The organism is Helicobacter pylori (assembly GCF_001653475.1).
GTDB classification, from domain to species: domain Bacteria; phylum Campylobacterota; class Campylobacteria; order Campylobacterales; family Helicobacteraceae; genus Helicobacter; species Helicobacter pylori_CM.
Genome location: NZ_CP011487.1, coordinates 1300362 through 1324162, shown reverse-complemented (window position 1 = coordinate 1324162; position 23801 = coordinate 1300362). Strand labels below are relative to the sequence as shown.

At 39.6% G+C, this 23801-nt stretch carries 18 protein-coding genes, 5 tRNA genes, 1 other RNA gene and 3 pseudogenes; 11 read left to right on the top strand and 16 right to left on the bottom strand.

Annotation, left to right across the window (positions count from 1 at the left end; all coding sequences use genetic code 11):
* Nucleotides 1-110: 110 nt before the first annotated feature.
* From nusB to AA974_RS06445, 4 genes and pseudogenes are all read right to left on the bottom strand, one after another.
* The gene (gene nusB, locus AA974_RS06460; RefSeq protein ID WP_000235739.1) at nt 111-527 is read right to left on the bottom strand and encodes a transcription antitermination factor NusB; all 417 of its coding nucleotides are present in this window, start codon (nt 525-527) and stop codon (nt 111-113) included.
* A 1-nt stretch (nt 528) separates the two neighbouring features.
* A complete protein-coding gene (gene ribH / locus AA974_RS06455; protein WP_064433869.1) occupies nt 529-999 on the bottom strand; it encodes a 6,7-dimethyl-8-ribityllumazine synthase in 471 nt (156 codons plus the stop codon).
* A gap of 9 nt (nt 1000-1008) precedes the next feature.
* The gene (gene kdsA, locus AA974_RS06450; RefSeq protein ID WP_064433868.1) at nt 1009-1839 is read right to left on the bottom strand and encodes a 3-deoxy-8-phosphooctulonate synthase; all 831 of its coding nucleotides are present in this window, start codon (nt 1837-1839) and stop codon (nt 1009-1011) included.
* Nucleotides 1811-2248 (bottom strand): annotated as a pseudogene (locus tag AA974_RS06445) (carbonic anhydrase); the annotation flags it as partial. The gene kdsA and the pseudogene AA974_RS06445, both read right to left, overlap by 29 nt.
* A gap of 162 nt (nt 2249-2410) precedes the next feature.
* Between AA974_RS06445 and pyrF the strand changes: the two are divergent.
* Nucleotides 2411-3094 (top strand): orotidine-5'-phosphate decarboxylase, encoded by a 684-nt coding sequence (gene pyrF / locus AA974_RS06440; protein WP_064433867.1) that lies wholly within the window; start codon nt 2411-2413, stop codon nt 3092-3094.
* A complete protein-coding gene (panC, locus tag AA974_RS06435) occupies nt 3095-3925 on the top strand; it encodes a pantoate--beta-alanine ligase (RefSeq protein WP_064433866.1) in 831 nt (276 codons plus the stop codon).
* A 13-nt stretch (nt 3926-3938) separates the two neighbouring features.
* On the opposite strand, the gene AA974_RS06430 is transcribed toward panC, so the two are convergent.
* The 8 genes and pseudogenes from AA974_RS06430 to groES form a co-directional block, all read right to left on the bottom strand.
* A tRNA-Glu gene (locus tag AA974_RS06430) sits at nt 3939-4014 on the bottom strand.
* A gap of 63 nt (nt 4015-4077) precedes the next feature.
* Nucleotides 4078-4154 (bottom strand) — tRNA-Asp (locus AA974_RS06425).
* Between the two features lie 40 nt (nt 4155-4194).
* Nucleotides 4195-4270: transfer RNA gene (locus AA974_RS06420), tRNA-Val, on the bottom strand.
* Nucleotides 4271-4311: 41 nt separating this feature from the next.
* Nucleotides 4312-4386 (bottom strand) — tRNA-Glu (locus AA974_RS06415).
* A gap of 10 nt (nt 4387-4396) precedes the next feature.
* A tRNA-Lys gene (locus tag AA974_RS06410) sits at nt 4397-4472 on the bottom strand.
* Between the two features lie 682 nt (nt 4473-5154).
* Nucleotides 5155-7255: pseudogene (gene sabA, locus AA974_RS06400) on the bottom strand (Hop family adhesin SabA/HopD).
* A 303-nt stretch (nt 7256-7558) separates the two neighbouring features.
* Entirely contained in the window at nt 7559-9199 is a 1641-nt protein-coding gene (groL, locus tag AA974_RS06395) for a chaperonin GroEL (protein ID WP_001040316.1), read from the bottom strand.
* Nucleotides 9200-9223: 24 nt separating this feature from the next.
* Entirely contained in the window at nt 9224-9580 is a 357-nt protein-coding gene (gene groES / locus AA974_RS06390; RefSeq protein WP_024774040.1) for a co-chaperone GroES, read from the bottom strand.
* 283 nt (nt 9581-9863) lie between these two features.
* Here groES and dnaG point away from each other — a divergent pair, with 283 nt between their 5' ends.
* The 6 genes from dnaG to AA974_RS06360 all read left to right on the top strand — a co-directional run bounded on the left by dnaG (nt 9864) and on the right by AA974_RS06360 (nt 16566).
* Nucleotides 9864-11543, top strand: a complete 1680-nt coding sequence (dnaG, locus tag AA974_RS06385; protein WP_064433864.1) for a DNA primase — start codon at nt 9864-9866, stop codon at nt 11541-11543.
* Nucleotides 11540-12592 (top strand): MnmA/TRMU family protein, encoded by a 1053-nt coding sequence (locus AA974_RS06380; protein ID WP_064433863.1) that lies wholly within the window; start codon nt 11540-11542, stop codon nt 12590-12592. The genes dnaG and AA974_RS06380 overlap by 4 nt, the downstream gene beginning before the upstream one ends.
* Before the next feature lie 91 nt (nt 12593-12683).
* A complete protein-coding gene (locus AA974_RS06375; protein WP_064433862.1) occupies nt 12684-13511 on the top strand; it encodes a DUF5718 family protein in 828 nt (275 codons plus the stop codon).
* Nucleotides 13512-13656: 145 nt separating this feature from the next.
* Nucleotides 13657-13938, top strand: a complete 282-nt coding sequence (locus AA974_RS06370) for a TrbC/VirB2 family protein (protein WP_001272686.1) — start codon at nt 13657-13659, stop codon at nt 13936-13938.
* Nucleotides 13938-14201: a hypothetical protein gene (locus AA974_RS06365; protein WP_000584970.1), complete on the top strand. Its 264-nt coding sequence runs from the start codon at nt 13938-13940 to the stop codon at nt 14199-14201. The genes AA974_RS06370 and AA974_RS06365 overlap by 1 nt, the downstream gene beginning before the upstream one ends.
* Before the next feature lies 1 nt (nt 14202).
* Complete coding sequence (locus tag AA974_RS06360; protein ID WP_064433861.1) at nt 14203-16566, top strand: VirB4 family type IV secretion/conjugal transfer ATPase; 2364 nt, start codon at nt 14203-14205, stop codon at nt 16564-16566.
* Between the two features lie 55 nt (nt 16567-16621).
* Here AA974_RS06360 and ffs read toward each other — a convergent pair.
* An RNA gene (gene ffs / locus AA974_RS06355) (signal recognition particle sRNA small type) lies at nt 16622-16719 on the bottom strand.
* A 173-nt stretch (nt 16720-16892) separates the two neighbouring features.
* Here ffs and AA974_RS06350 point away from each other — a divergent pair.
* The 3 genes from AA974_RS06350 (at nt 16893) to nspC (ending at nt 20513) form a co-directional block, all read left to right on the top strand.
* Entirely contained in the window at nt 16893-18233 is a 1341-nt protein-coding gene (locus AA974_RS06350; RefSeq protein ID WP_064433860.1) for a COG3014 family protein, read from the top strand.
* A gap of 100 nt (nt 18234-18333) precedes the next feature.
* Nucleotides 18334-19299, top strand: a complete 966-nt coding sequence (cheV1, locus tag AA974_RS06345) for a chemotaxis protein CheV1 (protein ID WP_064433859.1) — start codon at nt 18334-18336, stop codon at nt 19297-19299.
* A complete protein-coding gene (gene nspC / locus AA974_RS06340) occupies nt 19296-20513 on the top strand; it encodes a carboxynorspermidine decarboxylase (protein WP_064433858.1) in 1218 nt (405 codons plus the stop codon). The genes cheV1 and nspC overlap by 4 nt, the downstream gene beginning before the upstream one ends.
* Before the next feature lie 9 nt (nt 20514-20522).
* On the opposite strand, the gene lpxE is transcribed toward nspC, so the two are convergent.
* The 3 genes and pseudogenes from lpxE to AA974_RS07720 form a co-directional block, all read right to left on the bottom strand.
* Complete coding sequence (gene lpxE / locus AA974_RS06335) at nt 20523-21095, bottom strand: lipid A 1-phosphatase LpxE (RefSeq protein ID WP_064433857.1); 573 nt, start codon at nt 21093-21095, stop codon at nt 20523-20525.
* 10 nt (nt 21096-21105) lie between these two features.
* Entirely contained in the window at nt 21106-22677 is a 1572-nt protein-coding gene (eptA, locus tag AA974_RS06330; protein ID WP_064433856.1) for a phosphoethanolamine--lipid A transferase EptA, read from the bottom strand.
* Between the two features lie 153 nt (nt 22678-22830).
* Nucleotides 22831-23727 (bottom strand): annotated as a pseudogene (locus AA974_RS07720) (hypothetical protein).
* Between the last annotated feature and the right edge of the window lie 74 nt (nt 23728-23801).

Here is a 23801-nt window from a genome sequence, read left to right as displayed (position 1 = left end):
CTCCTTTAGTTTTATTTCTACCGATCGCTCAAATTCCACCAAACCACTTTTTAGTGATTAGCGACTAGTGATTATTATCATTTTTTAAAATCATTAAATATAAAACACCCTCAATTCAGGGGTTTTTGAGCGAGTTTCTTGCTCAAAGAATCCAAGATAGCGTTTAAAAATTTAGGGGTGTTAGGCTCAGCATAGAGTTTGCCAAGCTCTATGCATTCATTGATGATGATGGGGTTTTGCGTGGGCGTGAAGCCAATTTCATACGCTCCTAAGCGTAAAATCGCCTTTTCCATGCTCCCCAATCGTTTGAAATCCCAGTCTTTTAAATGCGGTTCAATGAGAGCGTCGATTTCATTGATTTTTTCTAACACGCCGTTAAAAAGGCTTAAAGCGAAAGCAAGCTGGTTGTTTTTAATCTTTTTTTCTTCTAACATGCTGGAAGCGATTTTTTTAATTTCTTCATTACCGCTCTCAAACGCATACAACAATTCAACCACAGCCCCCCTGGCTTGAGTTCGTGTCGCCATTTTAACCCTTGAGAGTTTGGCACAAGCTCAATAATTCAATGAGGGTGCTCATCGCTTCAAAGCCCTTATTGCCGGCTTTACTGCCCGCTCTTTCAATCGCTTGCTCAATGTTGTCCGTGGTCAGCACGCCAAAGCTTACAGGCATGCTGTATTTTAGCATCGCGTTGGCAATGCCCTTAGTCGCTTCCGCGCTCACATAGTCAAAATGCGGAGTCCCCCCCCTAATAATTGCCCCTAAAACGCACACGCCATCGTATTTTTCGCTCTCTAACAACCTCTCTAAAATGAAAGGCAATTCATAAGCCCCAGGCACCAGTACGATGTCTAAAAGATCCTCATCGCCCCCATGCCTCTTAAAGCAGTCAATCGCTCCTTCTTGCAATCTGTCTGTGATGATGTGATTGAAGCGCGATGTTAAAATAGCGATTCTTTCATTCCCTTGTAATTGCAATTTCCCTTCTATGATTCGCATGAAATTCCTTTAAAATAAGTTTTGGATTTTTAACATGTCGGTTACTAAATGCTCTAGCTCGCCAGGTTTTAGCATGTTCGCCCCATCACTTAGGGCGTTTTTAGGATCAATATGCGTTTCGGCGAACAACCCATCAATCCCCACCGCAGCCGCAGCTCTGGCTAAAATAGGGGCAAAAGAGCTGTCTCCTGAACTTTTCCCATTCGCTCCCCCTGGCATTTGCACGCTATGAGTAGCGTCAAAAATCACAGGGGCAAACTCTCGCATGATTTTTAAGGAGCGCATATCCACCACTAAATTCCCATACCCAAAGCTGCTCCCCCTTTCACACAGCCACACGCCATTTTTTAATGCTGTTTCATAAGTGGGGCTTTGAATGCTACTATCTCTCGTTTTAAGGGCTTTTAAGACAGAATATTGCATGTCTTTTGGGTTCATGAATTGCCCTTTTTTGATATTGACAATGGCGTTAGTTTGGCTCACTCCTACAATCAGATCCGTTTGGCGGCACAAAAACGCTGGGATTTGTAAAATATCGGCTACCTTGGCTGCTGCACTTGCTTGATAGCTCTCATGCACATCGGTTAAAATTTTATAGCCAAATTCATCTTTGATGGTTTGTAACATTTCTAAGCCTTTTTCTAAACCAGGTCCTCTGTAACTCTCTAAACTCGTGCGGTTAGCCTTATCAAAACTCGCTTTAAAATAAAAATCCAACCGCTCGTCGTTGGCTAGGGGTTGTAATTTAATAGCGATACTTCTTAGATTTTCTAAGCTCTCAATGACGCATGGCCCGGCGATTAAAACGGGTTTAGGGGTTTTTGTTTGAGAAGTTTTCATGACTTTTCCTTTGTTTAATGGTTTCTTCAATCGGCTCAAAAAAACGGCTTTCAAAATTATGATTATAAATCCTGCCTGTTTCTATGATATAGCGCCAACCAAAAATTTTTAATTCGTTATTCGTTACTTTTTCTTGAATAAAATCATAGCTTAAAAGGTTGTTGAGTTGCAAGCACGCATTCAAACGCTTTGTAAGCCATGAACGCTTGGCAAAATGGTTGCTGAATTGTGGGTGGTCTTTTAATTCTTCTTTAATAGGTTCTAAAAATTGTATCCAGTTTGCAATGTAAGGGGTTTTAGCTTTGGTGGTTTCATCATGGATCAAATGAATGCTCCCGCAAGCCCCACAATCGCTATACCCGCAAATAATTAAATTTTGAACGCCCGCATGCATAATAGCGTATTCAATTTCATTTTCTTGAAATTCTAACGCTCCTAAAAACGCTTCCACTCTTTAACCCTTAAATCTCATGTGATTAAAATTTGTTTGTTTTTAAAACGCTTATCATAGCTAAAATTCTTCCATTTCTTTTTGTTATAATGGCGTTATTTTACACTTTAAAGGGCTTTCATGCAATTATGTGTCGCATTGGATTTAGAAAAAAAAGAGGACAATCTTTCTTTATTGCAAGAATTAAAGGGCTTAGATTTATGGGCTAAAGTGGGGCTTAGATCTTTTATAAGAGATGGGGCTGTTTTTTTAGATGAAATCAGAAAGATTGATGGGAATTTTAAGATTTTTTTGGATTTGAAGCTCTATGATATTCCTTATACTATGGCAAATGCCGCGCTAGAGTGCGCGAAATTAGAAATTGATATGCTCACCGTGCATTTAAGCAGCGCTAAAAGCGCGCTAACCATTTTAATGCAACGCCTAAACGCTCTTAAAAAACGCCCCTTAATCATGGGCGTGAGCGCTTTAACCAGCTTTAGCGAAGAGGAATTTTTGAGCGTGTATAACGCCCCTTTAAAAACGCAAGCGATCGCATTAAGCGCTATGGGTAAAGAGAGCGGGATTGATGGGGTGGTGTGTTCGGTGTTTGAAAGTTTAGCGATTAAAGAGGCTTTAGGTAAGGGCTTTTTGACTTTAACCCCTGGCATAAGGCTGGATAAAAACGATAAAGAAGATCAAGAAAGGGTAGCGAACGCTAAAGAAGCCAAACAAAATTTAAGCGATTTTATCGTGGTGGGCCGCCCCATTTATCAAGCTAAAGAGCCTAGAGAAGTGGTTTTAGAGCTTTTAAAGGATTGTTAAATGCGAGTGTTAGAAACGATTGCTGCTTTAAGAGAGTATCGTAAAAATTTGAAAGAAAGCGTGGGGTTTGTGCCGACTATGGGGGCTTTACACAAAGGGCATCAAAGCTTGATAGAAAGGAGTTTGAAAGAAAATTCCCACACGATTGTAAGCGTTTTTGTCAATCCCACGCAATTTGGGGCTAACGAAGATTTTAGCGCTTACCCGCGCCCTTTAGAAAAGGATTTGGCTTTGTGTGAAGGATCAGGCGTTAGCGCAGTGTTTGCGCCTAAAATGAGCGAAATGTATCCCTATGAAGCCAAGCAACGCCTAAAACTCTGCGCCCCTATATTTTTATCCCGCTCTTTAGAGGGAGCAATGCGTAAGGGGCATTTTGATGGGGTTGTTCAGATCGTGTTAAGATTGTTCCATCTTGTTCATCCCACTAGAGCGTATTTTGGCAAAAAGGACGCCCAACAGCTTTTAATCATCCAGCATTTAGTCAAAGATTTGCTTTTAGACATTGAAATAGTGCCATGCGAGATCGTGCGCGATAGCGATAATCTGGCTTTAAGCTCTAGGAATGTGTATTTGGATGCAACACAAAGAAAACAAGCCCTAGCCATTCCAAAAGCTCTAGAAAATATCAAGCAGGCCGTGGATAAGGGCGAAAAAGCGTGCGAAAAACTTAAAAAACTAGGGCTTGAAATTTTAGAAACCTTGGAAGTGGATTATTTGGAATTTTGTAACCACAAGCTAGAGCCTTTAACAATCATAGAGCCAACTAACACGCTGGTTTTAGTGGCGGCTCGTGTGGGTAAAACCAGGCTTTTAGATAATTTATGGGTGTAGTTTGGAATTTTTGTGGCGACCCTTGAAAGATTTGAACTTCCGTTTCCACCGTGAAAGGGTGGTATCCTTGGCCACTAGATGAAAGGGTCATTTTTAACGATTGACTATTATATTGGAAATAAAGCGTAGGAAATGATTTAAAAAGCGCTTGGTGGCGGAGCGGACGGGACTCGAACCCGCGACCCCCTGCGTGACAGGCAGATATTCTAACCAGCTGAACTACCGCTCCCTATCCAAACTCCATAGCCTAAAAATGCATGCTTTAGTCATGGTGGTCGCTATAAGACTCGAACTTATGACATCTACCTTGTAAGGGTAGCGCTCTACCAACTGAGCTAAGCGACCAAAATATTGAGATAAAATCCAACTAAACCCGTATAAAAGAGTGGTGACTCCTAGGGGATTTGAACCCCTGTAACCACCGTGAAAGGGTGGTATCCTAACCACTAGATGAAGGAGCCACGATGCTCATGGTGACCCGTGTTGGATTTGAACCAACGGCCCATTCCTTAAAAGGGAATTGCTCTACCAGCTGAGCTAACGGGTCTCACAAAAAAAGATAATGATACAATTTTTTTTAACGCTTGTCAAGAATAATTGAAAAATATTGCGGTTTTCATAGAAATGACACGCTCTTAAAACGGCATGGGTAACAGCTTTTGCTTGAATAAAAAACTTGGTTGCGCTTAATGCTATAAGGATCACAACAGACGCCATGCGTTCTTGTTGTTGGTTAGTATTGTTTTTGGGGTCTTAAAAAAGCTCTGTTTCTATCAAGATCTAACAAATATTATTGGGATTTAATGCTTTTTTGTTTAAAAAATTTCATTTTTAAAAAATGGTATTTTGTTTTATTGTTTTAGATCTTATTTTGTTGTAAAACGCATTTTCTTAAGTTTTATTTTATTTTCTTAAAGGGATAGGAATTGCTTTGAAACCATTCTCTCCCCTACACTCACAACTAAAATCACCCCAAAAAAGTGCTTTTTTTAAAAGATTATCGCTTAACTTAGTGTCAAGCTTCTCACTAGCTAATATAAAAAATGCTAAAAAGGATTTTGCATCAAAACCCACACAAAAATAAAAACTTAAAGATTAAAAAGCGAAAGTAGTGGGGATCAGCAAAAAGAAAAAGATCAAACCCCCCAAAAAGAGAGTTTAAAAAAAGAAAGGCTTTAAAAAAGAAAGGCTTTAAAAGAAATCCCTTAAAAAGGGAGTTTCACAAAAGCTCAATACGCAAACACATAGTTGAGATACACGCTATAAAGCCTGCGGTATTGGAGTTGAGTGCCTAGCAAAGAATAGTAATTTGTGTTGATCGTGGGAATCTTCACACCTAATTCCACGCCATGCTGAGCCGCATGATCGCTTGCTTTTTTCTTATTCCTAGCGAGGTTCATTCTCAAGCCCAAGTTGAATAAGAATTGGAAATTCGCCACATTCATTTTAGCGCTATAGAAATTATTGAATGTCGCTAAATTCACATATTGAGAATTAAGCCACGAAGTGCCGGCTAAGGCGATACCCCCAAACACCCCAAAAGAAATCTTGCTGTTTTTGGTGGCTTTATCATTGATAAAGTTATAGAGGACATCTGTTCCTACCCCATAAGTGAACACATCAGAGGCTGAATTGAAAAAGCTGGATTTGATATAAGCATGGTTGTAATCAAAAAAGCCGTAATATCTAGCCCCCCATCGTTTCTTTTCACCAAAAAATTGTTTATACCCTATTTGCACACCGATCCCATTCATCGCACCGTTGTTGGTTTGAGAGCTGATTAATCCAATGCGTCTGAAAGGATTATGCCCTAATTCTTGCGTGGCGTTTAATAATTGTGAATAAGCGCTTTGGTTGAGTTGATAAACGGTCTTTAAACCCTCGGGGTTATTAGGGTTAGTGGATTGGCTTATCAAATTTTTAAGGAATGGGGAATTAGGCGTGTTTGAAGCGGTCGTGGTGATGCTGTTATAAGTGTTGTTTAAATTGCTAAGGCTGCCTCTAAAATCAAGTATAGTGCGTGCAAGCAACTCAGATTGCTTTATTTGCTCGGCTTGAGTGCCAAAATGCGCAAGGCTGTTGTTTAGAGCAGTTATGGTTTCTTCCACATAGGCGCAACCGGCTCCCCAAGTGTTAGAAGTAACCCCTTGATCAGGTAATGTTCCACCCCCATTTCTGCAAGCTGCCAAGTAATCTGTGATAAAATGTTTTGGGATAGTGGCAAGATCATTTTTCATTTGATTGGCCAGACTGAGCATCTTGGCTTGCGCTTGCGCGTGATTGAGCATGTTTTGAGCGAAAGCCCTATTAGAAGAGATGTAAGGATTGAAATCTTGTGGCGCATTTTGATTGTTTTGCTGGTTAGTGTTAAGGCTTTGAGCTTGCGTTACGATTTCTTGGGCGTTTTTGATCATGCTAGTAACGGCACTAAACTCAGCGCTAAAGATTTGGCACGCATTCCCACTTTTATTGATATGCCATGGGCTACCATTACCCGGAGCGTTTTCATCATGCGTAGATCGCACTAAAGGGCATTGCGTGTTAAGGACATTCATGATATCTGCTGCTTGAGCTAAAAGATTTTGAGCGTTAACGGTGAATGTAAAGCTTTGTGTTTGTGTTTGTGTTTTTGGGTGGTTGCTACTACTGCTACCATTTTCATTGCAGAATTTATTCACACCGCCGTTGATATTTGCTGCTGTTTGTTTGCATTCATATGTGTACCTTACGGTTATTCCTGTGCCGTTTTGGTCTAAAACAGGAAACCCCTTTTGTTCTTTTAAAGCTTGTTGGATAGCTTGATAGGCTTTATTGAGTTTCTTGAATTCATCAATAGACATGGATTTACCAGGACCAGTCGCTTCAAAGCGGTTGCAAGTAATGCTCGTTGTTCCGCTTCCTGGTTGGTTATTAAAGACCACGCTGCCAGGCCCACTCCCTGTGCCGTTCCCATTCCCGCACATGATCGCATAGCCGATGACATTCCACAGCCCCACCGTCGCATTGAGCGCCAAATACACCGCTTGATACGCCGGAGAATTGTCTTTTTTGCCAATCAAACCCTGCGTGTTTGCTTTTAAATTATCGATCGCAGCATTGATTTCTGAAGGGTTGCTCGCATTCGTTACCGCCTGATTGAGATTGTTAAAATTGTTTAAAAGATTGCTCAAATTTTCATAAGTGTCTGAAAGTCTTTTCAATTCGCCGGTGTTTTTCACCATTTGAGTGGCTTCACCGATTTGATAGCCGGCGCTTATAAAAAAGCCGTTGTCTTCAGCGTTTAAAAGCGATGAAGCGAGAGAGAGAGAGAGTTAAAAGGGTTTTTTTCATAAATATTTTCCTTGAAATTAAAATAGTCAGGTGAGTTCCGTAAAAGAGCGAAATCCTATCACCTATCACAAGATTTCGTTAATATAGCATGAATTGATAAGATTTTTGCACTAATTTAGCGTTTTGTTGTTTCAAAAAAAAAAAAAAGGTTTTTTGGTGTTTTGGAAACATTTTTTAATATTAAAAGGGGGGTTAAAATTAGGTTTTGTCTTTTTGTTGTGCGTTTTATTTTTAAAATGAGCGGTTTTGGTAAATAAAAAGCCCCCCAAAAAGAGAGCTTTTATTAAGAAAAGCAAAGGGGGCTTACATCATGCCGCCCATGCCTCCCATACCGCCCATGCCACCCATATCAGGCATTGCTGGGGTTGCTTTTTCTTCTTTGATTTCATGCACGGTGGCTTCTGTGGTTAAAAGCAGGCTTGAAACCGAAACCGCATTTTGTAAAGCGATCCTTTCTACTTTTAAGGGGTCAATAATGCCTTCTTTAAACATATCCACATACTTGCCATTGCTAGCGTTAAAGCCAAAATGCCCTTCGTGTTTTTGCACTTCATTCACGACCACGCCGCCATCATAACCGGCATTGATAGCGATTTGAGCTAATGGGGCTTTAATGGCGCGCATGATGATCTCATAGCCCACTTTTTCGTCATCGTGTAAATTCAAATGCACTTTTTGAGCCGCGCGAATGAGAGCCGCACCGCCGCCAATAACAATGCCTTCTTCAACAGCCGCTTTAGTCGCGCTCAACGCGTCATCAACCCGGTCTTTTTTCTCTTTCATTTCCACTTCACTCGCAGCGCCCACTTTAATCACAGCCACACCGCCAGAGAGTTTAGCCAATCTTTCTTGCAATTTTTCTTTGTCATAATCGCTTGTCGTGCTTGCAATTTGGGTTTTGATTTGCGCGACTCTGTCTTTAACATCATGGCTATGGCCTTTGCCATCTACGATCGTGGTGTTGTCTTTGTCAATCACAATCCTTCCGGCTTTGCCTAAAAACTCCACTTCAGCGTTTTCTAAAGTCAAGCCTAATTCTTCGCTAATAACTTGACCGCCGGTTAAAACAGCGATGTCTTTGAGCATTTCTTTTCTTCTGTCCCCAAAGCCTGGAGCTTTAACCGCTGCGATATTCAACACGCCTCTTAATTTATTCACCACCAGAGTCGTTAAAGCTTCGCCCTCAATGTCTTCAGCGATGATTAAAAGCGGTTTGCCCTCTTTCATGGTTTTTTCTAGTAGCGGGAGAATGTCTTTCATGCTAGAGATTTTTTTATCCGTTAAAAGGATGTAAGCGTTATCCAATTGAGCGGTCATTTTCTCAGCGTTTGTTACAAAGTAAGGGGAGAGGTAGCCTCTATCAAATTGCATGCCCTCTACGACATCCAATTCATCTTCAATGCCCTTAGCTTCTTCAACGGTGATCACGCCGTCTTTACCCACTTTTTCCATAGCGTCAGCGATGAGTTTCCCGATATTGTGATCGGAGTTTGCAGAAATGGTCGCTACTTGGGTGATTTCTTCTTTACCGCCTACTTTTTTGCTCGCTTTTTTAAGCTCATTAATAATCGCTTCAGCGGCTTTATCCATGCCTCGTTTCACTTCAATAGGGTTAGCCCCAGCTGTGATATTCCTCAAGCCTTCTTTAAAAATGCTATAAGCAAGCACGGTCGCTGTGGTCGTGCCATCGCCGGCAGCATCAGCGGTTTTGCTCGCCACTTCTTTAACGAGTTGAGCACCCATGTTAGCTACCGGGCAACTTAATTCAATCTCTTTAGCCACGCTCACGCCGTCTTTGGTGATGCTTGGAGCGCCATAGCTTTTTTGGATCAACACATTCCTGCCTCTTGGCCCCATGGTTACTTTGACAGCGTCATGGAGTTGTCTCACGCCTTCAAATAAAAGGTTTCTTGCGCTATCTGAAAATTTGATTTCTTTTGCCATTTTGTATCCTTAATAATGATGTTTTTAGTGTTTTTTGTGATCATGACAGCAAGATTCATGCTCTTTAGCATGTTTATGGTCATGACTATTTGTATGACAACAAGAGCCTGAGCCCACAATGCCTAGAATGTCTTCTAGTTCTAGCACCATGTATTCAGTGCCGTCTAAAACGATTTCTGCACCTTTGTATTTGCCAAAAGCGATCACATCGCCTTCTTTAACGCATTTGCAACCCTCACTGATTTTATGGCTAACCGCTTTGACTACGCCCATTAAAGGCTTTTCTTTAGCGTTATCAGGGATGATGATGCCTGAACTGGTTTTGTTCTCTTCTTCAAGTCTTTCTACTAAGACCCTTTCTCCTAGTGGCTGAAACTTCATATTAGTTCTCCTAAGTTTTGATAAATAAAATAGAAATTTAGCGCTTAGTATTCTTAAGCGACATAACTATAGCGCATTTTTAGGGATAAGTCAAGCCATAAAAACAAAGCTAATAATATAATTATAAGGATTATTAAGTCTATTTGTATAAAGTTTCATTAGTTTAAAAATATAAGTATTAGAAAAGAGAGCGTTATCAACAAATCTCTTTTAAGATTTTATTTATTGAGTATAATTCATTCAAACAGCTTAAAATAAAAAAGCAAGATAAAGAAAGCAAAAAATGATTCTTAAAAGTTCCATTGATCGCCTTTTACAAACGATAGATATTGTAGAAGTCATTAGCTCCTATGTGGATTTGAGGAAATCAGGTTCTAATTACATGGCTTGTTGCCCTTTTCATGAAGAAAGGAGCGCGAGTTTTAGCGTCAATCAAGTTAAAGGGTTTTACCATTGCTTTGGGTGTGGGGCGAGCGGGGATAGCATTAAATTTGTGATGGAGTTTGAAAAGCTTTCGTTTGTGGAAGCACTTGAGAAATTAGCCCGCCGATTCAATGTGGCTTTAGAGTATGACAAAGGCGCTTATTACGATCACAAAGAAGACTACCACCTTTTAGAAATGGTGAGCTCGTTGTATCAAGAAGAGCTTTTTAACGCCCCGTTTTTTTTGAATTATTTGCAAGAAAGAGGGCTTAGCATAGAGAGTATAAGAGCGTTTAAATTAGGCTTATGCACGAATAGAATTGCTTATAGCATTGAAAATAAAGGCTTGAATAAGGATAAGCTCATTGAATTAGGCGTGCTGGGCAAGAGCGATAAAAAGGATAAAACCTATTTGCGTTTTTTGGATCGCATCATGTTCCCTATTTATAGCCCTAGTGCTCAAGTGGTGGGCTTTGGAGGGCGCACCTTAAAAGAAAAAATGGCTAAGTATATCAATTCGCCCCAAAACAAGCTTTTTGATAAATCCAGTTTGCTCTATGGCTATCATTTGGCTAAAGAACACATCTACAAACAAAAGCAAGTCATTGTAACAGAGGGGTATTTGGATGTGATTTTATTGCACCAAGCGGGTTTTAAAAACGCCATAGCCACGCTTGGGACAGCTTTAACGCCATCGCATTTGCCCTTGCTTAAAAAAGGCGAGCCAGAAATTCTCTTAAGCTATGATGGGGATAAAGCAGGGCGAAACGCGGCTTATAAAGCGAGCTTGATGTTGGCTAAAGAGCAAAGGAAAGGGGGGGTGATCCTGTTTGAAAACAACCTGGATCCAGCGGATATGATCGCTAATAATCAGATTGAAACCTTAAAAAATTGGCTATCGCGCCCCATGGCTTTTATTGAATTTGTTTTAAGGCATATGGCGGGTTCTTATCTTTTAGACGATCCTTTAGAAAAAGATAAGGCCCTTAAAGAAATGTTAGGGTTTTTAAAAAACTTTTCCTTGCTTTTACAAAGCGAATACAAGCCCTTAATCGCTACGCTTTTGCAAGCACCTTTGCATGTTTTAGGGATTAGAGAGCCAGCCTCTTTTCAGCCTTTTTACCCCAAAACAGAAAAACCCAATCATGCTCAAAAGTTTGTTAATGCTTCTAACGCACTCAGTTTGGAATTTTTAGAAAAATTAGTGATCCGCTATCTTTTAGAAGACAGAAGCTTGTTGGATTTAGCGGTGGGTTATATCCATAGTGGGGTATTCTTGCATAAAAAACAAGAATTTGACGCTTTGTGTCAAGAAAAATTGGACGACCCTAAATTAGTTGCGTTATTATTAGATGCGGATTTGCCCCTAAAAAAAGGGGGTTTTGAAAAGGAATTGCGTTTGTTGATTTTGCGCTATTTTGAGCGCCAACTCAAAGAAATCCCTAAAAGCTCGCTCCCTTTTAGCGAAAAAATGATCTTTTTAAAAAAGGCTCGCCAGGCCATTATGAAATTAAAACAAGGAGAATTAGTCGCCATATGAAACCAATAAAAGCTTTAGCCTTATTTAGTGGGGGTTTGGATAGTTTGTTGTCTATGAAATTACTCATTGATCAGGGCATTGAAGTAACCGCTTTACACTTCAATATAGGGTTTGGGGGGAATAAAGATAAAAGAGAGTATTTTGAAAACGCCACCGCGCAAATCGGGGCTAAGCTCTTGGTGTGCGATATTAGAGAGCAGTTTTTTAACGATGTGTTGTTCAAGCCCAAATACGGCTATGGGAAATATTTCAACCCTTGCATTGATTGCCATGCCAATATGTTCAGGAACGCTTTTTATAAAATGCTTGAATTGAACGCGGATTTTGTTTTGAGCGGGGAAGTGTTGGGGCAACGCCCTAAATCCCAAAGGAAAGAAGCGCTAAATCAGGTGAGGAAATTAGTCAGAGAAGTGGGCGAAGAGGCGCGTTTTGATCCCGTTTTAGACAGAACGCAAGCAAGCGCTAAAAAACCGCAATTTTTAGATGAATTGCTCTTAAGACCCATGAGCGCTAAACTCTTAGAGCCTACTTTTATGGAAAAAAAGGGCTGGGTTGATAGAGAAAAACTTTTAGATGTGAGCGGCAGGGGGCGGAGCAGGCAATTGCAAATGATCAAAGATTACGGCTTGAAATATTATGAAAAGCCAGGTGGGGGGTGTTTGCTTACGGACATTCAAGTGAGTAATAAGATTAAGAATTTGAAAGAATACAGAGAAATGGTGTTTGAAGACAGCGTGATTGTCAAAAACGGGCGTTATTTTGTCTTACCCAATAACGCTCGTTTGGTGGTGGCAAGGAATGAAGAAGAAAACCATAAATTAGACATTCAACACCCCTTAATGGATAAGATTGAATTACTGAGCTGTAAAGGCCCTTTGAGTTTAGTGGATAAAAACGCCAGCAAAGAAGATAGAGAATTGGCCGGCCGTATCGCTTTGGGCTATGCTAAGACTTTAAAAAATCAAGCTTACCTCATTCAAATAGGGAATGAAAAGCGCGAGCTTTACCCTTTGGATAAAGAGAGTGCCAGAGAGTATTTGTTCGCTTGAAAGGGAGTTTTTTGAGGGTTTTAGGGGTTTTCTTTTATGCTATAATGAAAAAAGCTCTAACCAGCGTTAGGCTGTTTTTTAGGAGGTTTGCATGCAAGAGTTTTTAGGTTTTGGTGTGGTGGGGAATTTTGCAGGGCACTTGGAACAAGCAGGCGAGAGTCATAGTTTTATTAACATGAAAAGCGAAGAAAAGGACGCTCCTAAGGGGTTATTCCCTTTTTATGTCCCGTATGAGAATTGCTATTTGGGGCGTTGTTGCATTGATAACCATAAGATTATTTTGCCTAATGATCCAAATTTAAGGGTGCAAGCAGAGCCAGAAATCGCTTTAGAATGCGATGTTAAATACGATGAAAAACATTTCGTTACCAAGCTTGTGCCTAATTTTTTCATGGCGTTTAACGACACTTCTGTGCGCAATTTAGACGCCACAAAACTCTCCCAAAAAAAGAATTTTTCACCAGCTTCTAAAGGCATGGGGCAGAAATTGCCCATTGACAGGTTTATTTATGGGGGGGTGTGTAACAATTTCTCTATCGCATCTTTTTTGAAATACAATAATGTTTGGCACATTTATGGGGAAAACAGCAAATTGCTCAAATACGAGTTTTTTTATCAAAAGCTTTTAGACTGGATCAAAGACCAACTAAACCACCAACAAGATAGCGATTCTTTAGAGGCTATAAGACCTTTTTTAGAGCGCCATAATTTCCCCACTAAAATGATTTTTGCGATTGGGGCTACCCCTTATATGCCCTTTGCACAAGAGCATTTTTTGCAAAAAGGCGATGAGGTGGTGATTGTGGCTTACAACCATTTGCAATATAGCTTTGAAAAGATTCAAAATCTCTTAGAAGAGGACGCCCTACAAACCAAAGAGCACACCAACCTTTCTTATGTCTATCAAATCGTAGAATAGTAAGGCTTTTATCTCTTTAGCTTTGCTTTTTTACCCTTTCAAAGATTAAATACACCCTTTTTGACCCCCTTTTAGAGAGTTTTTATGGTTTTTTTGAGATAATAAAGCGTTATAAAGTTAATTAAAATTAAACAAAAGGGTTTTGATGTCCGCTCATTTTTTAAAAATCATTTTTTTAGTAGGCATGTGCGTTTCAAGTTTGTTCGCTGAAGGGTTAGAAGGGTTTTTTAACGCCCTAGAAGCCCAGCTCAAAAGCCCCATCGCTAAGGGGATTTTAATGGTGATTTTCATAGGGATCGCTATTTATGTGTGGAGGAATTTAGACCGGTGGAAAGAGATTTTATTCACGATCCTTGGCGTGGTGTTTGGGATTTTTTTATTCTTTAAAGCCCCGAGCTTAGCGAATTGGTTTATGGGAATTTTTTAATGATTATCCTGTCAGCGAGCGTGAAGAATTTGCGTGAAATTTCGGTTAAAGAAAAATTTTTATGGCTGAACGCCAAGTCTTATTTGATTTCTGTTTTTGTGCCTTTCATTTTGCTCCCTTGGATTGATTTGTTGAGCGCTTTTTTATTGTATTTAGGGTTTTTAGCGCTCTTTAGTGTGCTGGAATTTTTTGATGAAGATATTGCAGATATTATTATTGCCAAAAGCAAAATAAAGACTAAAACCAAATGTTATAGAGCGTAGAATGTTAGAAAAGCTTTTAAGCGCTATCAAACAAAAAGTTTCAAACTATTTTTTAGGGGTTTTGCCTAAAAGCTATTCTATGAGCGAAGAAAACAACATTTTAGGCTTGTATGATGAGCATTTTTTACTCACTAAAAACGAAAACTTAGTGGGCATCCTCCGTTTAGAAGGGGTTAGCTACACCCATTTAAGCACAGATCAATTGCAAGATCTTTTCACCGAGCGCCAAATGGCGTTGGATTCTTTAGAAAAAGTCGTGGCGCGCCTTGTGGTTAAAAGGCGTAAAATGGATTACCAACAAAACATTCAATCTGATTCTAAATACTTGCAAGCGATTTTGAATCAATTTGAAAACAAAGAAGTGTATGAAAATCAGTATTTTTTAGTTTTAGAAAGCGCTCACTCTTTACAGGGCGTTTTAGAGCATAAGAAAAAATCTCTCATGCATGCCAATAGGGAAAATTTTAAGGACATTCTCTCTTATAAGGCGCATTTTTTGCAAGAAACTTTAAAAAGCTTAGAAATCCAGCTCAAAAATTATGCTCCCAAACTCTTAAGCTCTCAAGAGGTTTTGAATTTTTATGCGGAATACGTTAACGGGTTCGATCTACCCTTAAAGCCTCTAGTAGGGGGGTATTTGAGCGATAGTTATATCGCTAGTTCTATCACTTTTGAAAAAGATTATTTCATTCAAGAAAGCTTTAATCAAAAAACCTATAACCGCTTGATTGGCATTAAAGCTTATGAGAGCGAAAGGATCACTTCTATAGCGATCGGAGTGCTTTTATACCAAGAGACGCCTTTAGACATTATCTTTTCTATAGAGCCTATGAGCGTCAATAAAACGCTGAGTTTTTTAAAAGAGAGAGCCAAATTTAGCATGTCCAATCTCGTTAAAAACGAGCTGCTAGAATACCAGGAATTAGTCAAAACCAAACGCCTATCCATGCAAAAATTCGCCTTAAATATTCTTATCAAAGCCCCTAGTTTAGAAGGTTTAGACACTCAAACAAGCTTAGTTTTAGGGCTTTTATTTAAAGAAAATTTGGTGGGCGTTATAGAAACTTTTGGCTTGAAAGGGGGGTATTTTTCCTTTTTTCCTGAACGCATCCACTTAAACCACCGCTTGCGTTTTTTAACTTCTAAAGCCCTAGCGTGTTTAATGGTGTTTGAAAGGCAAAATCTAGGTTTTAAGGCTAATTCATGGGGGAATAGCCCTTTGAGCGTGTTTAAAAATTTGGATTATTCCCCTTTTTTATTCAATTTCCACAACCAAGAAGTGAGCCACAACAACGCTAAAGAAACCGCCAGAGTGAATGGGCATACTCTAATCATAGGGGCTACCGGGAGTGGTAAAAGCACGCTGATTAGCTTTTTAATGATGAGCGCTTTGAAATACCAAAACATGCGCCTTTTAGCATTTGATAGGATGCAGGGGCTGTATTCTTTCACAAAATTTTTTAAAGGGCATTACCATGACGGCAAATCTTTTAGCATCAACCCCTTTTGTTTAGAGCCTAATTTGCAGAATTTAGAATTTTTGCAATCCTTCTTTTTGAGCATGTTTGATCTTACCCCTTCAAGGGATAAAGAAGCCTTGGAAGACATGAATGCGATTTTGAGCGCGATTAAGAGCCTTTATGAGACCTTATACCCTAAAGCTTTTAGTTTGTTGGACTTTAAAGAAACGCTTAAAAGAACCTCATCTAACCAATTGGGCTTGAGTTTAGAGCCGTATTTGAATAACCCCCTTTTTAACGCTTTGAATGACGCATTCAACTCCAACGCTTTTTTAAATGTGATAAACTTAGACGCTATCACCCAAAACCCTAAAGACTTAGGGCTTTTAGCCTATTATTTGTTTTATAAAATCTTAGAAGAATCTAGGAAAAACGACAGCGGTTTTTTGGTTTTTTTAGACGAGTTTAAATCCTATGTGGAAAACGATTTATTGAACGCTAAAATTAACGCTTTAATCACGCAAGCCAGAAAAGCTAATGGCGTGGTGGTGTTGGCTTTGCAAGATATTTACCAACTCAGTGGGGTTAAAAACGCCCATAGTTTTTTAAGCAACATGGGGACTCTTATTTTGTATCCGCAAAAAAACGCTAGGGAGTTGAAACACAACTTCAATGTGCCTTTGAGCGAAACTGAAATTTCTTTTTTAGAAAACACCCCTTTGTATGCCAGGCAGGTTTTAGTCAAAAATCTGGGTAACGGAAATTCTAACATGATTGATGTGAGTTTGGAAAGCTTAGGGCGTTATTTGAAAATTTTTAATTCGGATTCTAGCCATGTGAATAAAGTGAAAGCGTTACAAAAAGACTACCCTATAGAGTGGCGTGAGAAACTTCTGAAAAGCTAGTTTTAAAAAGTTAGTTTTGTTTTAAAAAGTCAGTTTCAATACCATTTTGAAACACTCCTATTCAGATGGCTAAGGCACACAAGAAATTAGGGGACTCTGCTGTATTCCTACCCTGAAGCGTTACCCTAAAATCCCATTGCATAGGTCCAAATAAGAGCTTGGGGATCATTTTAGCCATAAAAAGCTTATGTTTTCATTAAAAATGCTATGATACGCTCAAATTAGTCAAGTAAAAAATGCCAATTAAAAGGGTTAGATTGAAAATATTCGTTCTGTTGATGTCGGTAATTTTAGGAGTATCATTAACAGGTTGCATAGGCTATCGTATGGACTTAGAACATTTTAACACGCTCTATTATGAAGAAAGCCCTAAGAAAGCTTATGAATATTCCAAACAATTCACCAAGAAAAAAAAGAACGCTCTTTTATGGGACTTGCAAAACGGCTTGAGCGCTTTATACGCAAGAGATTACGAGACTTCTTTAGGGGTATTAGATCAAGCTGAGCAACGCTTTGATAAAACGCAAAGCGCTTTTACAAGAGGGGCTGGTTATGTGGGCGCTACCATGATTAATGATAATGTGCGCGCTTATGGGGGGAATATTTATGAGAGCGTTTTAATCAATTATTACAAAGCGATAGACTACATGCTTTTAAACGATAGCGCGAACGCTAGGGTGCAATTCAACCGCGCGAATGAACGCCAGCGCAGGGCTAAAGAATTTTATTATGAGGAAGTGCAAAAAGCCATTAAAGAGATCGATTCTAGCAAAAAGCACAATATTAATATGGAACGCTCTAGGGTAGAAGTGAGCGAGATTTTAAACAACACCTATTCTAATTTAGACAAATACGAAGCTTATCAAGGCTTGCTTAATCCGGCAGTTTCGTATCTTTCAGGGTTGTTTTACGCTTTAAATGGGGATAAAAATAAGGGGTTAGGCTATCTTAATGAAGCCTATGGGATCAGCCAAAGCCCTTTCGTGGCTAAAGACTTGGTTTTTTTTAAAAACCCTAATAGAAGCCATTTCACTTGGATCATTATTGAAGATGGCAAAGAGCCACAAAAAAGCGAATTTAAAATTGATGTGCCTATTTTTATGATCGATTCGGTTTATAATGTGAGTGTGGCCTTGCCCAAGTTAGAAAAAGGGGAAGCGTTTTATCAAAATTTCACTTTAAAAGATGGAGAAAAAGTAACACCCTTTGACACTTTAGCCTCAATAGATGCGGTGGTCGCTAGCGAGTTCAGGAAGCAATTGCCCTACATTATCACCAGAGCCATTTTATCGGCTACTTTTAAAGTGGGCATGCAAGCGGTGGCGAACTATTATTTGGGGTTTGTTGGAGGGCTAGTCACTTCGTTGTATTCAGGTGTGAGCACCTTTGCAGACACCAGAAACACGAGCATTTTTGCCCATAAAATCTATCTTATGCGTATCAAAAATAAAGCCTTTGAAAATTATGAAGTTCAAGCTGATTCGATTGACGCTTTTTCGTTTTCATTAAAGCCTTGTAAAAGATCGCTTGAAAACCCCAAAGTCATTGACGCTAGGGAATTGCTTTCAGGGTTTGTAACAGCCCCACAAATCTTTTGCTCTAACCGCCATAATATTTTATATGTGCGCAGTTTTAAAAACGGGTTTGTTTTGAATCGTTTAAAATGATTTAAAAAACCCCCAAAGATAGTTTTTAAGTGTCGTTGGCATTAAACACAAACACGATATAATTATAAAACGATACGAAAACCTAAATTAAGGGGAAGTCATGGCTGATAGTTTAGCAGGCATTGATCAAGTTACGAGTTTGCATAAAAATAACGAGTTGCAATTGTTGTGTTTCAGGCTGGGTAAAAACAAGGATTTGTATGCGGTCAATGTTTTTAAGATCCGTGAAGTGGTGAAATACCATGGCAATCTCACTATCATCAGCCACGAAAACAATTCGCTTGTTGAGGGTTTAATCATCATCAGAGAGCTCACCATTCCCTTGATTGATATGAAAAAATGGTTTTATTATGACAGCCAAAACAAAAACAAGGATTTACGCCCTTATAGGATAGAAAAAGAAAAAGGCGAAGATGATATTGTTATGATTTGTGAGTTTTCTCGCTGGACCATAGGGGTTAGGATCTATGAAGCGGATAGGATTTTGAGCAAGAAATGGACTGAAATGGAGCAAAGTGCTGGGCTAGGGGGATCTGCTGGGAATAACAAACTCGTGAGCCGCACGCGCTATTTTGACGGGCGCTTGGTGCAAGTGGTGGATATTGAAAAAATGCTTATAGATGTGTTCCCTTGGATTGAAGATGAAAAACACAGCGATTTAGAGACGCTTTCTAAAATCCATTCTAACCAATGCGTTTTGCTTGCTGATGACTCCCCAAGCGTTTTAAAAACCATGCAAATGATTTTAGACAAGCTAGGCGTCAAGCATATAGATTTTATCAATGGTAAAACCTTATTAGAGCATTTATTCAACCCAACAACCGATATGAGCAGCATTGGTCTTATCATTACCGATTTAGAAATGCCAGAAGCGAGCGGTTTTGAAGTGATCAAGCAGGTTAAAAACAATCCTTTGACTTCAAAAATCCCTATCGTGGTCAATTCTTCTATGAGCGGTAGTTCTAATGAAGACATGGCTAGGAGTTTAAAGGCCGATGATTTCATTTCCAAGTCTAACCCCAAAGACATACAGCGAGTGGTTAAGCAATTTTTGGAATTAGCATGAAAAAATACAGCGCTATCCCCACCCCTTGCTATGTGCTAGAGAGCGAACGCTTGGAAAAAAACGCCAAGATTTTAGAAATCGTGCGCCAACAAAGCGGGGCAAAAGTCTTGCTCGCTTTAAAGGGGTATGCGTTTTGGCGTGAGTTTGGAATTTTACGGCCAAAATTGAACGGGTGTTGCGCGAGCGGTCTTTATGAGGCTAAACTCGCTTTTGAAGAATTTGGGGGGCGAGAGAGCCATAAAGAAATTTGCGTTTATAGCCCGGCTTTCAAAGAGGCTGAAATGAGCGCAATTTTACCCCTAGCGACAAGCATTATCTTTAACTCTTTTTACCAATATGCTACCTATAAAGACAGGATTTTAGACAAAAACAAGCAATTAGAAAACTTGGGCTTAAGCCCCATTAAAATGGGTTTGAGGATCAACCCTCTCTATAGCGAAGTAACTCCAGCGATCTATAACCCATGCTCTAAAGTGAGCCGGTTAGGGATTACGCCTAGCGAGTTTGAAAAAGGGGTTAAAGAGCATGGGTTAGAGGGGGTGAGCGGGTTGCATTTCCATACGCATTGCGAGCAAAACGCTGACGCTTTGTGCCGGACTTTAGAGCATGTAGAAAGGCATTTCAAGCCTCATTTAGAAAATATGGCGTGGGTGAATTTTGGTGGGGGGCATCATATCACTAGGAGCGATTATGATGTGAATTTGCTCATTCAAACGATTAAAGATTTTAAAGAGCGTTATCATAATATAGAAGTGATTTTAGAGCCTGGGGAAGCCATAGGGTGGCAATGCGGGTTTTTAATCGCAAGCGTGATAGACATCGTTAAAAACGATCAAGAAATTGCTATTTTAGACGCTTCTTTTAGCGCTCACATGCCCGATTGTTTAGAAATGCCTTATCGCCCTAGCATCCTTAAAATCTCTGTAGAAAATGATGAAGAGCTTATTGAAGTTGAAAAGGGCGAAAATCAAGGGGCGTTTTCTTATTTTTTAGGCGGTCCTACTTGCTTAGCGGGGGATTTTATGGGGAGCTTTAGCTTTGAGACGCCTTTAAAAAGGGGTGATAAAATCGTGTTTCAAGACATGCTCCATTATACGATTGTCAAAAACAACTTGTTTAATGGCGTGCCACTGCCAAGCCTGGCTAAACTGGATCAACAAGGGTTTAAAATCCTTAAAAACTTTTCTTATGAAGATTATAAAAACAGAAATTAAAGCTTTTGATTAAGGCTTTTTAGGGCTTGTAAAAAGACTTACGCACAACATTCCAATGCCAAGTCCGGCCAACACTGCGCCAATGGTGTGCATGTCTAAATAAATGCGAGCGAGCATGGTTAAAGGGACCAGGGGCAAGAGCCACAAGTATTTTTTAAAAGAATAACGGCACATTAAAAACGCTACCGCCAAACCCACCATAGACGAATGCCCGCTTGGCATGTTGAAATTACCCCCATAAGGGCGCTCGCCCAAACGCTGATTGTTGATCGTTACATTGTTTAAGGCTCTTTTGGTGGTGTGCGTGAGAAGGGTTGTAGCGATAGAGGCGTTAGCGACTTGGAAAAGCCCTATCGCATCTCTTTGAATTAAAGGGATAGCCACAGATAAAATCGTAGGGATAAAGCGCGCGTAATGCTCGGTGAAATGAAACACTAAAGGCACGCTTTTGTGTTTAGGGACTTTAGGGAAAGGCGCAAAAATGCCTGATAAAATCAAGCCCAAACTGAGTGTTAACAAAGTTTTAGAAAAGCTTTTAGGAAGGCTTTCACAAAATTTTTGTTTAAATAAGAATCTTTTCATGCGTGTTATTTTACTCTTTTTTGTGTTTAAATAAATCTAAAGAAGGGCGATAAACAGTGCTAGGGGTTTTAAAATCTTCAAACACCCCTAAAATGCTATGGAAAATAACATTTTGATTGATTGGGGTTTGGGTTTGAATCATGGAATGCGTCTTTTTAAAAAGATCGTTGGCATAAATAATAAAGGGGATCTCGTATTGTTCTTTGGGGGCGATGCTTTTAGGAATGCCATGCAAATAGAACGATCCTTCGCCCAAGCTTTCGCCATGATCGCTTAAATAGATCATTAAGGCGGGCTGCTTGGCGTTTTCAAGCATGCTAATGATTTTGTCTAACAGATAGTCGTTGTAAAAAATGGTGTTGTCATAGGCGTTAATCAAGCTTTCTTTGGAGCAAGAAGACAAATCAGCGCTTGAGCAATAGGGCTTAAACACTCTAAAATTTAAAGGCACTTTATTGTCATAGTTTGGGCCATGCGAGCCTGCAAGGTGTAAGATGAGCAAGACATTTTCATTAGAGTGTTCTTTTAAAAGATTAGGCAAATTATAGAGTAAGGATTCATCATAAGGAGCGATCGCTTCACAATTGGGGCATTTTTGGATCAATTCATAGTTTTTAAGATAGCTTGTAACCTTAACATTCTTTTCGCCATCGTTCGCGCTATACCAAAAGACTTTGATACCGGCTTTAGTCAGGTAAGTTGGCAAGTTTTCATAAGCGTTCAAGCTGTTTTTAAAAGAAGAATCTAAAATGCATTCCAAACTCGCTGTCGTGTAAGTGGCGCAAGAAGTGGCGTTAAAAAGAGTGAGTTCATTATCAGTTAAACGCTTGCTTAATCTTGGGGTGGTGGGTTTTTTATAACCATAAAGGGCGTAATTATGCTTCCTGGCACTTTCGCCAATGACTAGCACCACAAACGAATGAGAATGATTGGGTGAAAAAAGAGGGAGCGGCTTGATAGTGGGGGCGAAAAATTTAAGAGCACTCACTCTAAAAGCGTTCACGCTATAAGCGAAGGGCAAAATTAAGCCCCCTATGAATTTCGCATGCTTGTCAAACCATAGCCAATTTTTAGCGTTCATTAAAGCGCTAGCGATAAAGACAAACACTAACGCCAAGATCGCTAAAAAGGGCGCTTTTTTAGAAGAATTTTTAAGGGGGATCTTATAGATAACATAGCCAGGCAACACCCCAAAAACAACGATAAAAATAAATAATTTAACGCTCAAAAAGCCTAAAAGCTCATGCGTATTGGTGTTTAAGACATTGCCCATCATGCTCTTATTTAAAAACACCTTATAAGTGCTAATGAAATAGAAAGCGATGGAATTGAGCAGACTAAAAACAATCGCACTCAAGCGCATCAAATAAGCAGAGATCAAGCCTAATGCCAAAAAAAGAGTGCCATTAACGCAAAAAAGTGCAACAACCATCATGGCTATAAAACTAACATGGTTGCTTTCTTTATAAATATAAGCAAACAAAGGGGAATGGTACAAAACGCCAAAAATAAGGCTATAAAGCAAACCGGCTTGCAAACAACTCAGGGGCTTTAAAAACTTCAGATGGAATAATGATGCCAAACACACCCCTTAAAATCAATCTTGAGATTATATCGTAGGTATGGGGATTTTATGGTTTATTTTGCTTAAGAATAAAATCAAAAAACTTTGTTTGGTAAAAAAGGAGAGATTAAAAAAGTAAGATGAGAAAAGACCCCCACAGGGGGGGGGGAGTTAGTTTGCCTCCTCCTTATTTGCCTTCTCCTTTCTATCTAACTCGGCTAAATAATCATCAACCTCTTTAGTTGTCGCTAGACCTAAAGACAGCTCAATGTCTTTTAGTAAATTTTCACCAAGACCCGCACAGCTTAAGCCGTATTTATTGATACCGCCATCGCATAAGAGTTGTGCTATAAAATACGCCTCGTTTTTGTTTCTAGGTAGAATGTTAGCCCACACTCCACTAGGAGATAAGTCCCCAAGTTCATCACTATATTCGCCCTGTCTTAAAGCATACTTATGGATTACATGACAGAATAAAGTAGTCCCTACCCTATCCATCCAAAGTCTCACAATCGCCAGCTGTCTCACTACGATTATCAATCAAAGCGCGCCACTCCGCATCGCTATGTCTGTTTAAGTTTTTCGCATGAGCAAGAGCGGTAATAATGATAGCGGTCATTTGACTACCTGCACCATTAAAAAACATCGGCGACATTAAAATACCAAGTCTGGCTTTTCTCTCCGCTAGTGTGTAGTTTTCAATTAAAGCCTCACAGCTAGTAATTCCACTCTCTCTAAAACCGAAAGCGAGTTTAAACTTGTCCTCTTTTGGCTCTTTTGGAGCAGAAGTCCTTTCCTTGACACTCGGTCCGCTAGTAACGATTTTAAGCCTTTTAAAAGGTCATCTGCGCTTTTTTCAGCCGATTTTACAGCGTCCAAAGGCACTTTATTGAACCATTTTAAGAACTTTTTGCTATTGAAAGCGTATGAGGCTTCGTTGCCTTTTTCGCTTCTTAAGGTTACACGATTAAACCCAATACTAATGACTTTAGCCTCCACCACTTTGTCGTTGATCGTGGCTTTGACTAACGCGCCTACTTTTAACTCATTTTCATTTTGAAAACCCATCAAATACTCCTTAGATAAAAATTTTTAAAATCCGCTATAACCATCCGTTTAATATTCTTTATCTTTTTAGCATG

Coding starts and splice junctions, on each gene's coding strand:
- pyrF (WP_064433867.1), top strand. CDS start 2,411: ATGCAATTATGTGTCGCATTGGATTTAGAAAAAAAAGAGGACAATCTT.
- AA974_RS06350 (WP_064433860.1), top strand. CDS start 16,893: ATGGACTTAGAACATTTTAACACGCTCTATTATGAAGAAAGCCCTAAG.
- ribH (WP_064433869.1), bottom strand. CDS start 999: ATGCGAATCATAGAAGGGAAATTGCAATTACAAGGGAATGAAAGAATC.
- AA974_RS06360 (WP_064433861.1), top strand. CDS start 14,203: ATGTTAGAAAAGCTTTTAAGCGCTATCAAACAAAAAGTTTCAAACTAT.
- dnaG (WP_064433864.1), top strand. CDS start 9,864: ATGATTCTTAAAAGTTCCATTGATCGCCTTTTACAAACGATAGATATT.
- kdsA (WP_064433868.1), bottom strand. CDS start 1,839: ATGAAAACTTCTCAAACAAAAACCCCTAAACCCGTTTTAATCGCCGGG.
- AA974_RS06380 (WP_064433863.1), top strand. CDS start 11,540: ATGAAACCAATAAAAGCTTTAGCCTTATTTAGTGGGGGTTTGGATAGT.
- nspC (WP_064433858.1), top strand. CDS start 19,296: ATGAAAAAATACAGCGCTATCCCCACCCCTTGCTATGTGCTAGAGAGC.
- groL (WP_001040316.1), bottom strand. CDS start 9,199: ATGGCAAAAGAAATCAAATTTTCAGATAGCGCAAGAAACCTTTTATTT.
- lpxE (WP_064433857.1), bottom strand. CDS start 21,095: ATGAAAAGATTCTTATTTAAACAAAAATTTTGTGAAAGCCTTCCTAAA.
- groES (WP_024774040.1), bottom strand. CDS start 9,580: ATGAAGTTTCAGCCACTAGGAGAAAGGGTCTTAGTAGAAAGACTTGAA.
- AA974_RS06370 (WP_001272686.1), top strand. CDS start 13,657: ATGTCCGCTCATTTTTTAAAAATCATTTTTTTAGTAGGCATGTGCGTT.
- AA974_RS06375 (WP_064433862.1), top strand. CDS start 12,684: ATGCAAGAGTTTTTAGGTTTTGGTGTGGTGGGGAATTTTGCAGGGCAC.
- cheV1 (WP_064433859.1), top strand. CDS start 18,334: ATGGCTGATAGTTTAGCAGGCATTGATCAAGTTACGAGTTTGCATAAA.
- AA974_RS06365 (WP_000584970.1), top strand. CDS start 13,938: ATGATTATCCTGTCAGCGAGCGTGAAGAATTTGCGTGAAATTTCGGTT.
- nusB (WP_000235739.1), bottom strand. CDS start 527: ATGGCGACACGAACTCAAGCCAGGGGGGCTGTGGTTGAATTGTTGTAT.
- panC (WP_064433866.1), top strand. CDS start 3,095: ATGCGAGTGTTAGAAACGATTGCTGCTTTAAGAGAGTATCGTAAAAAT.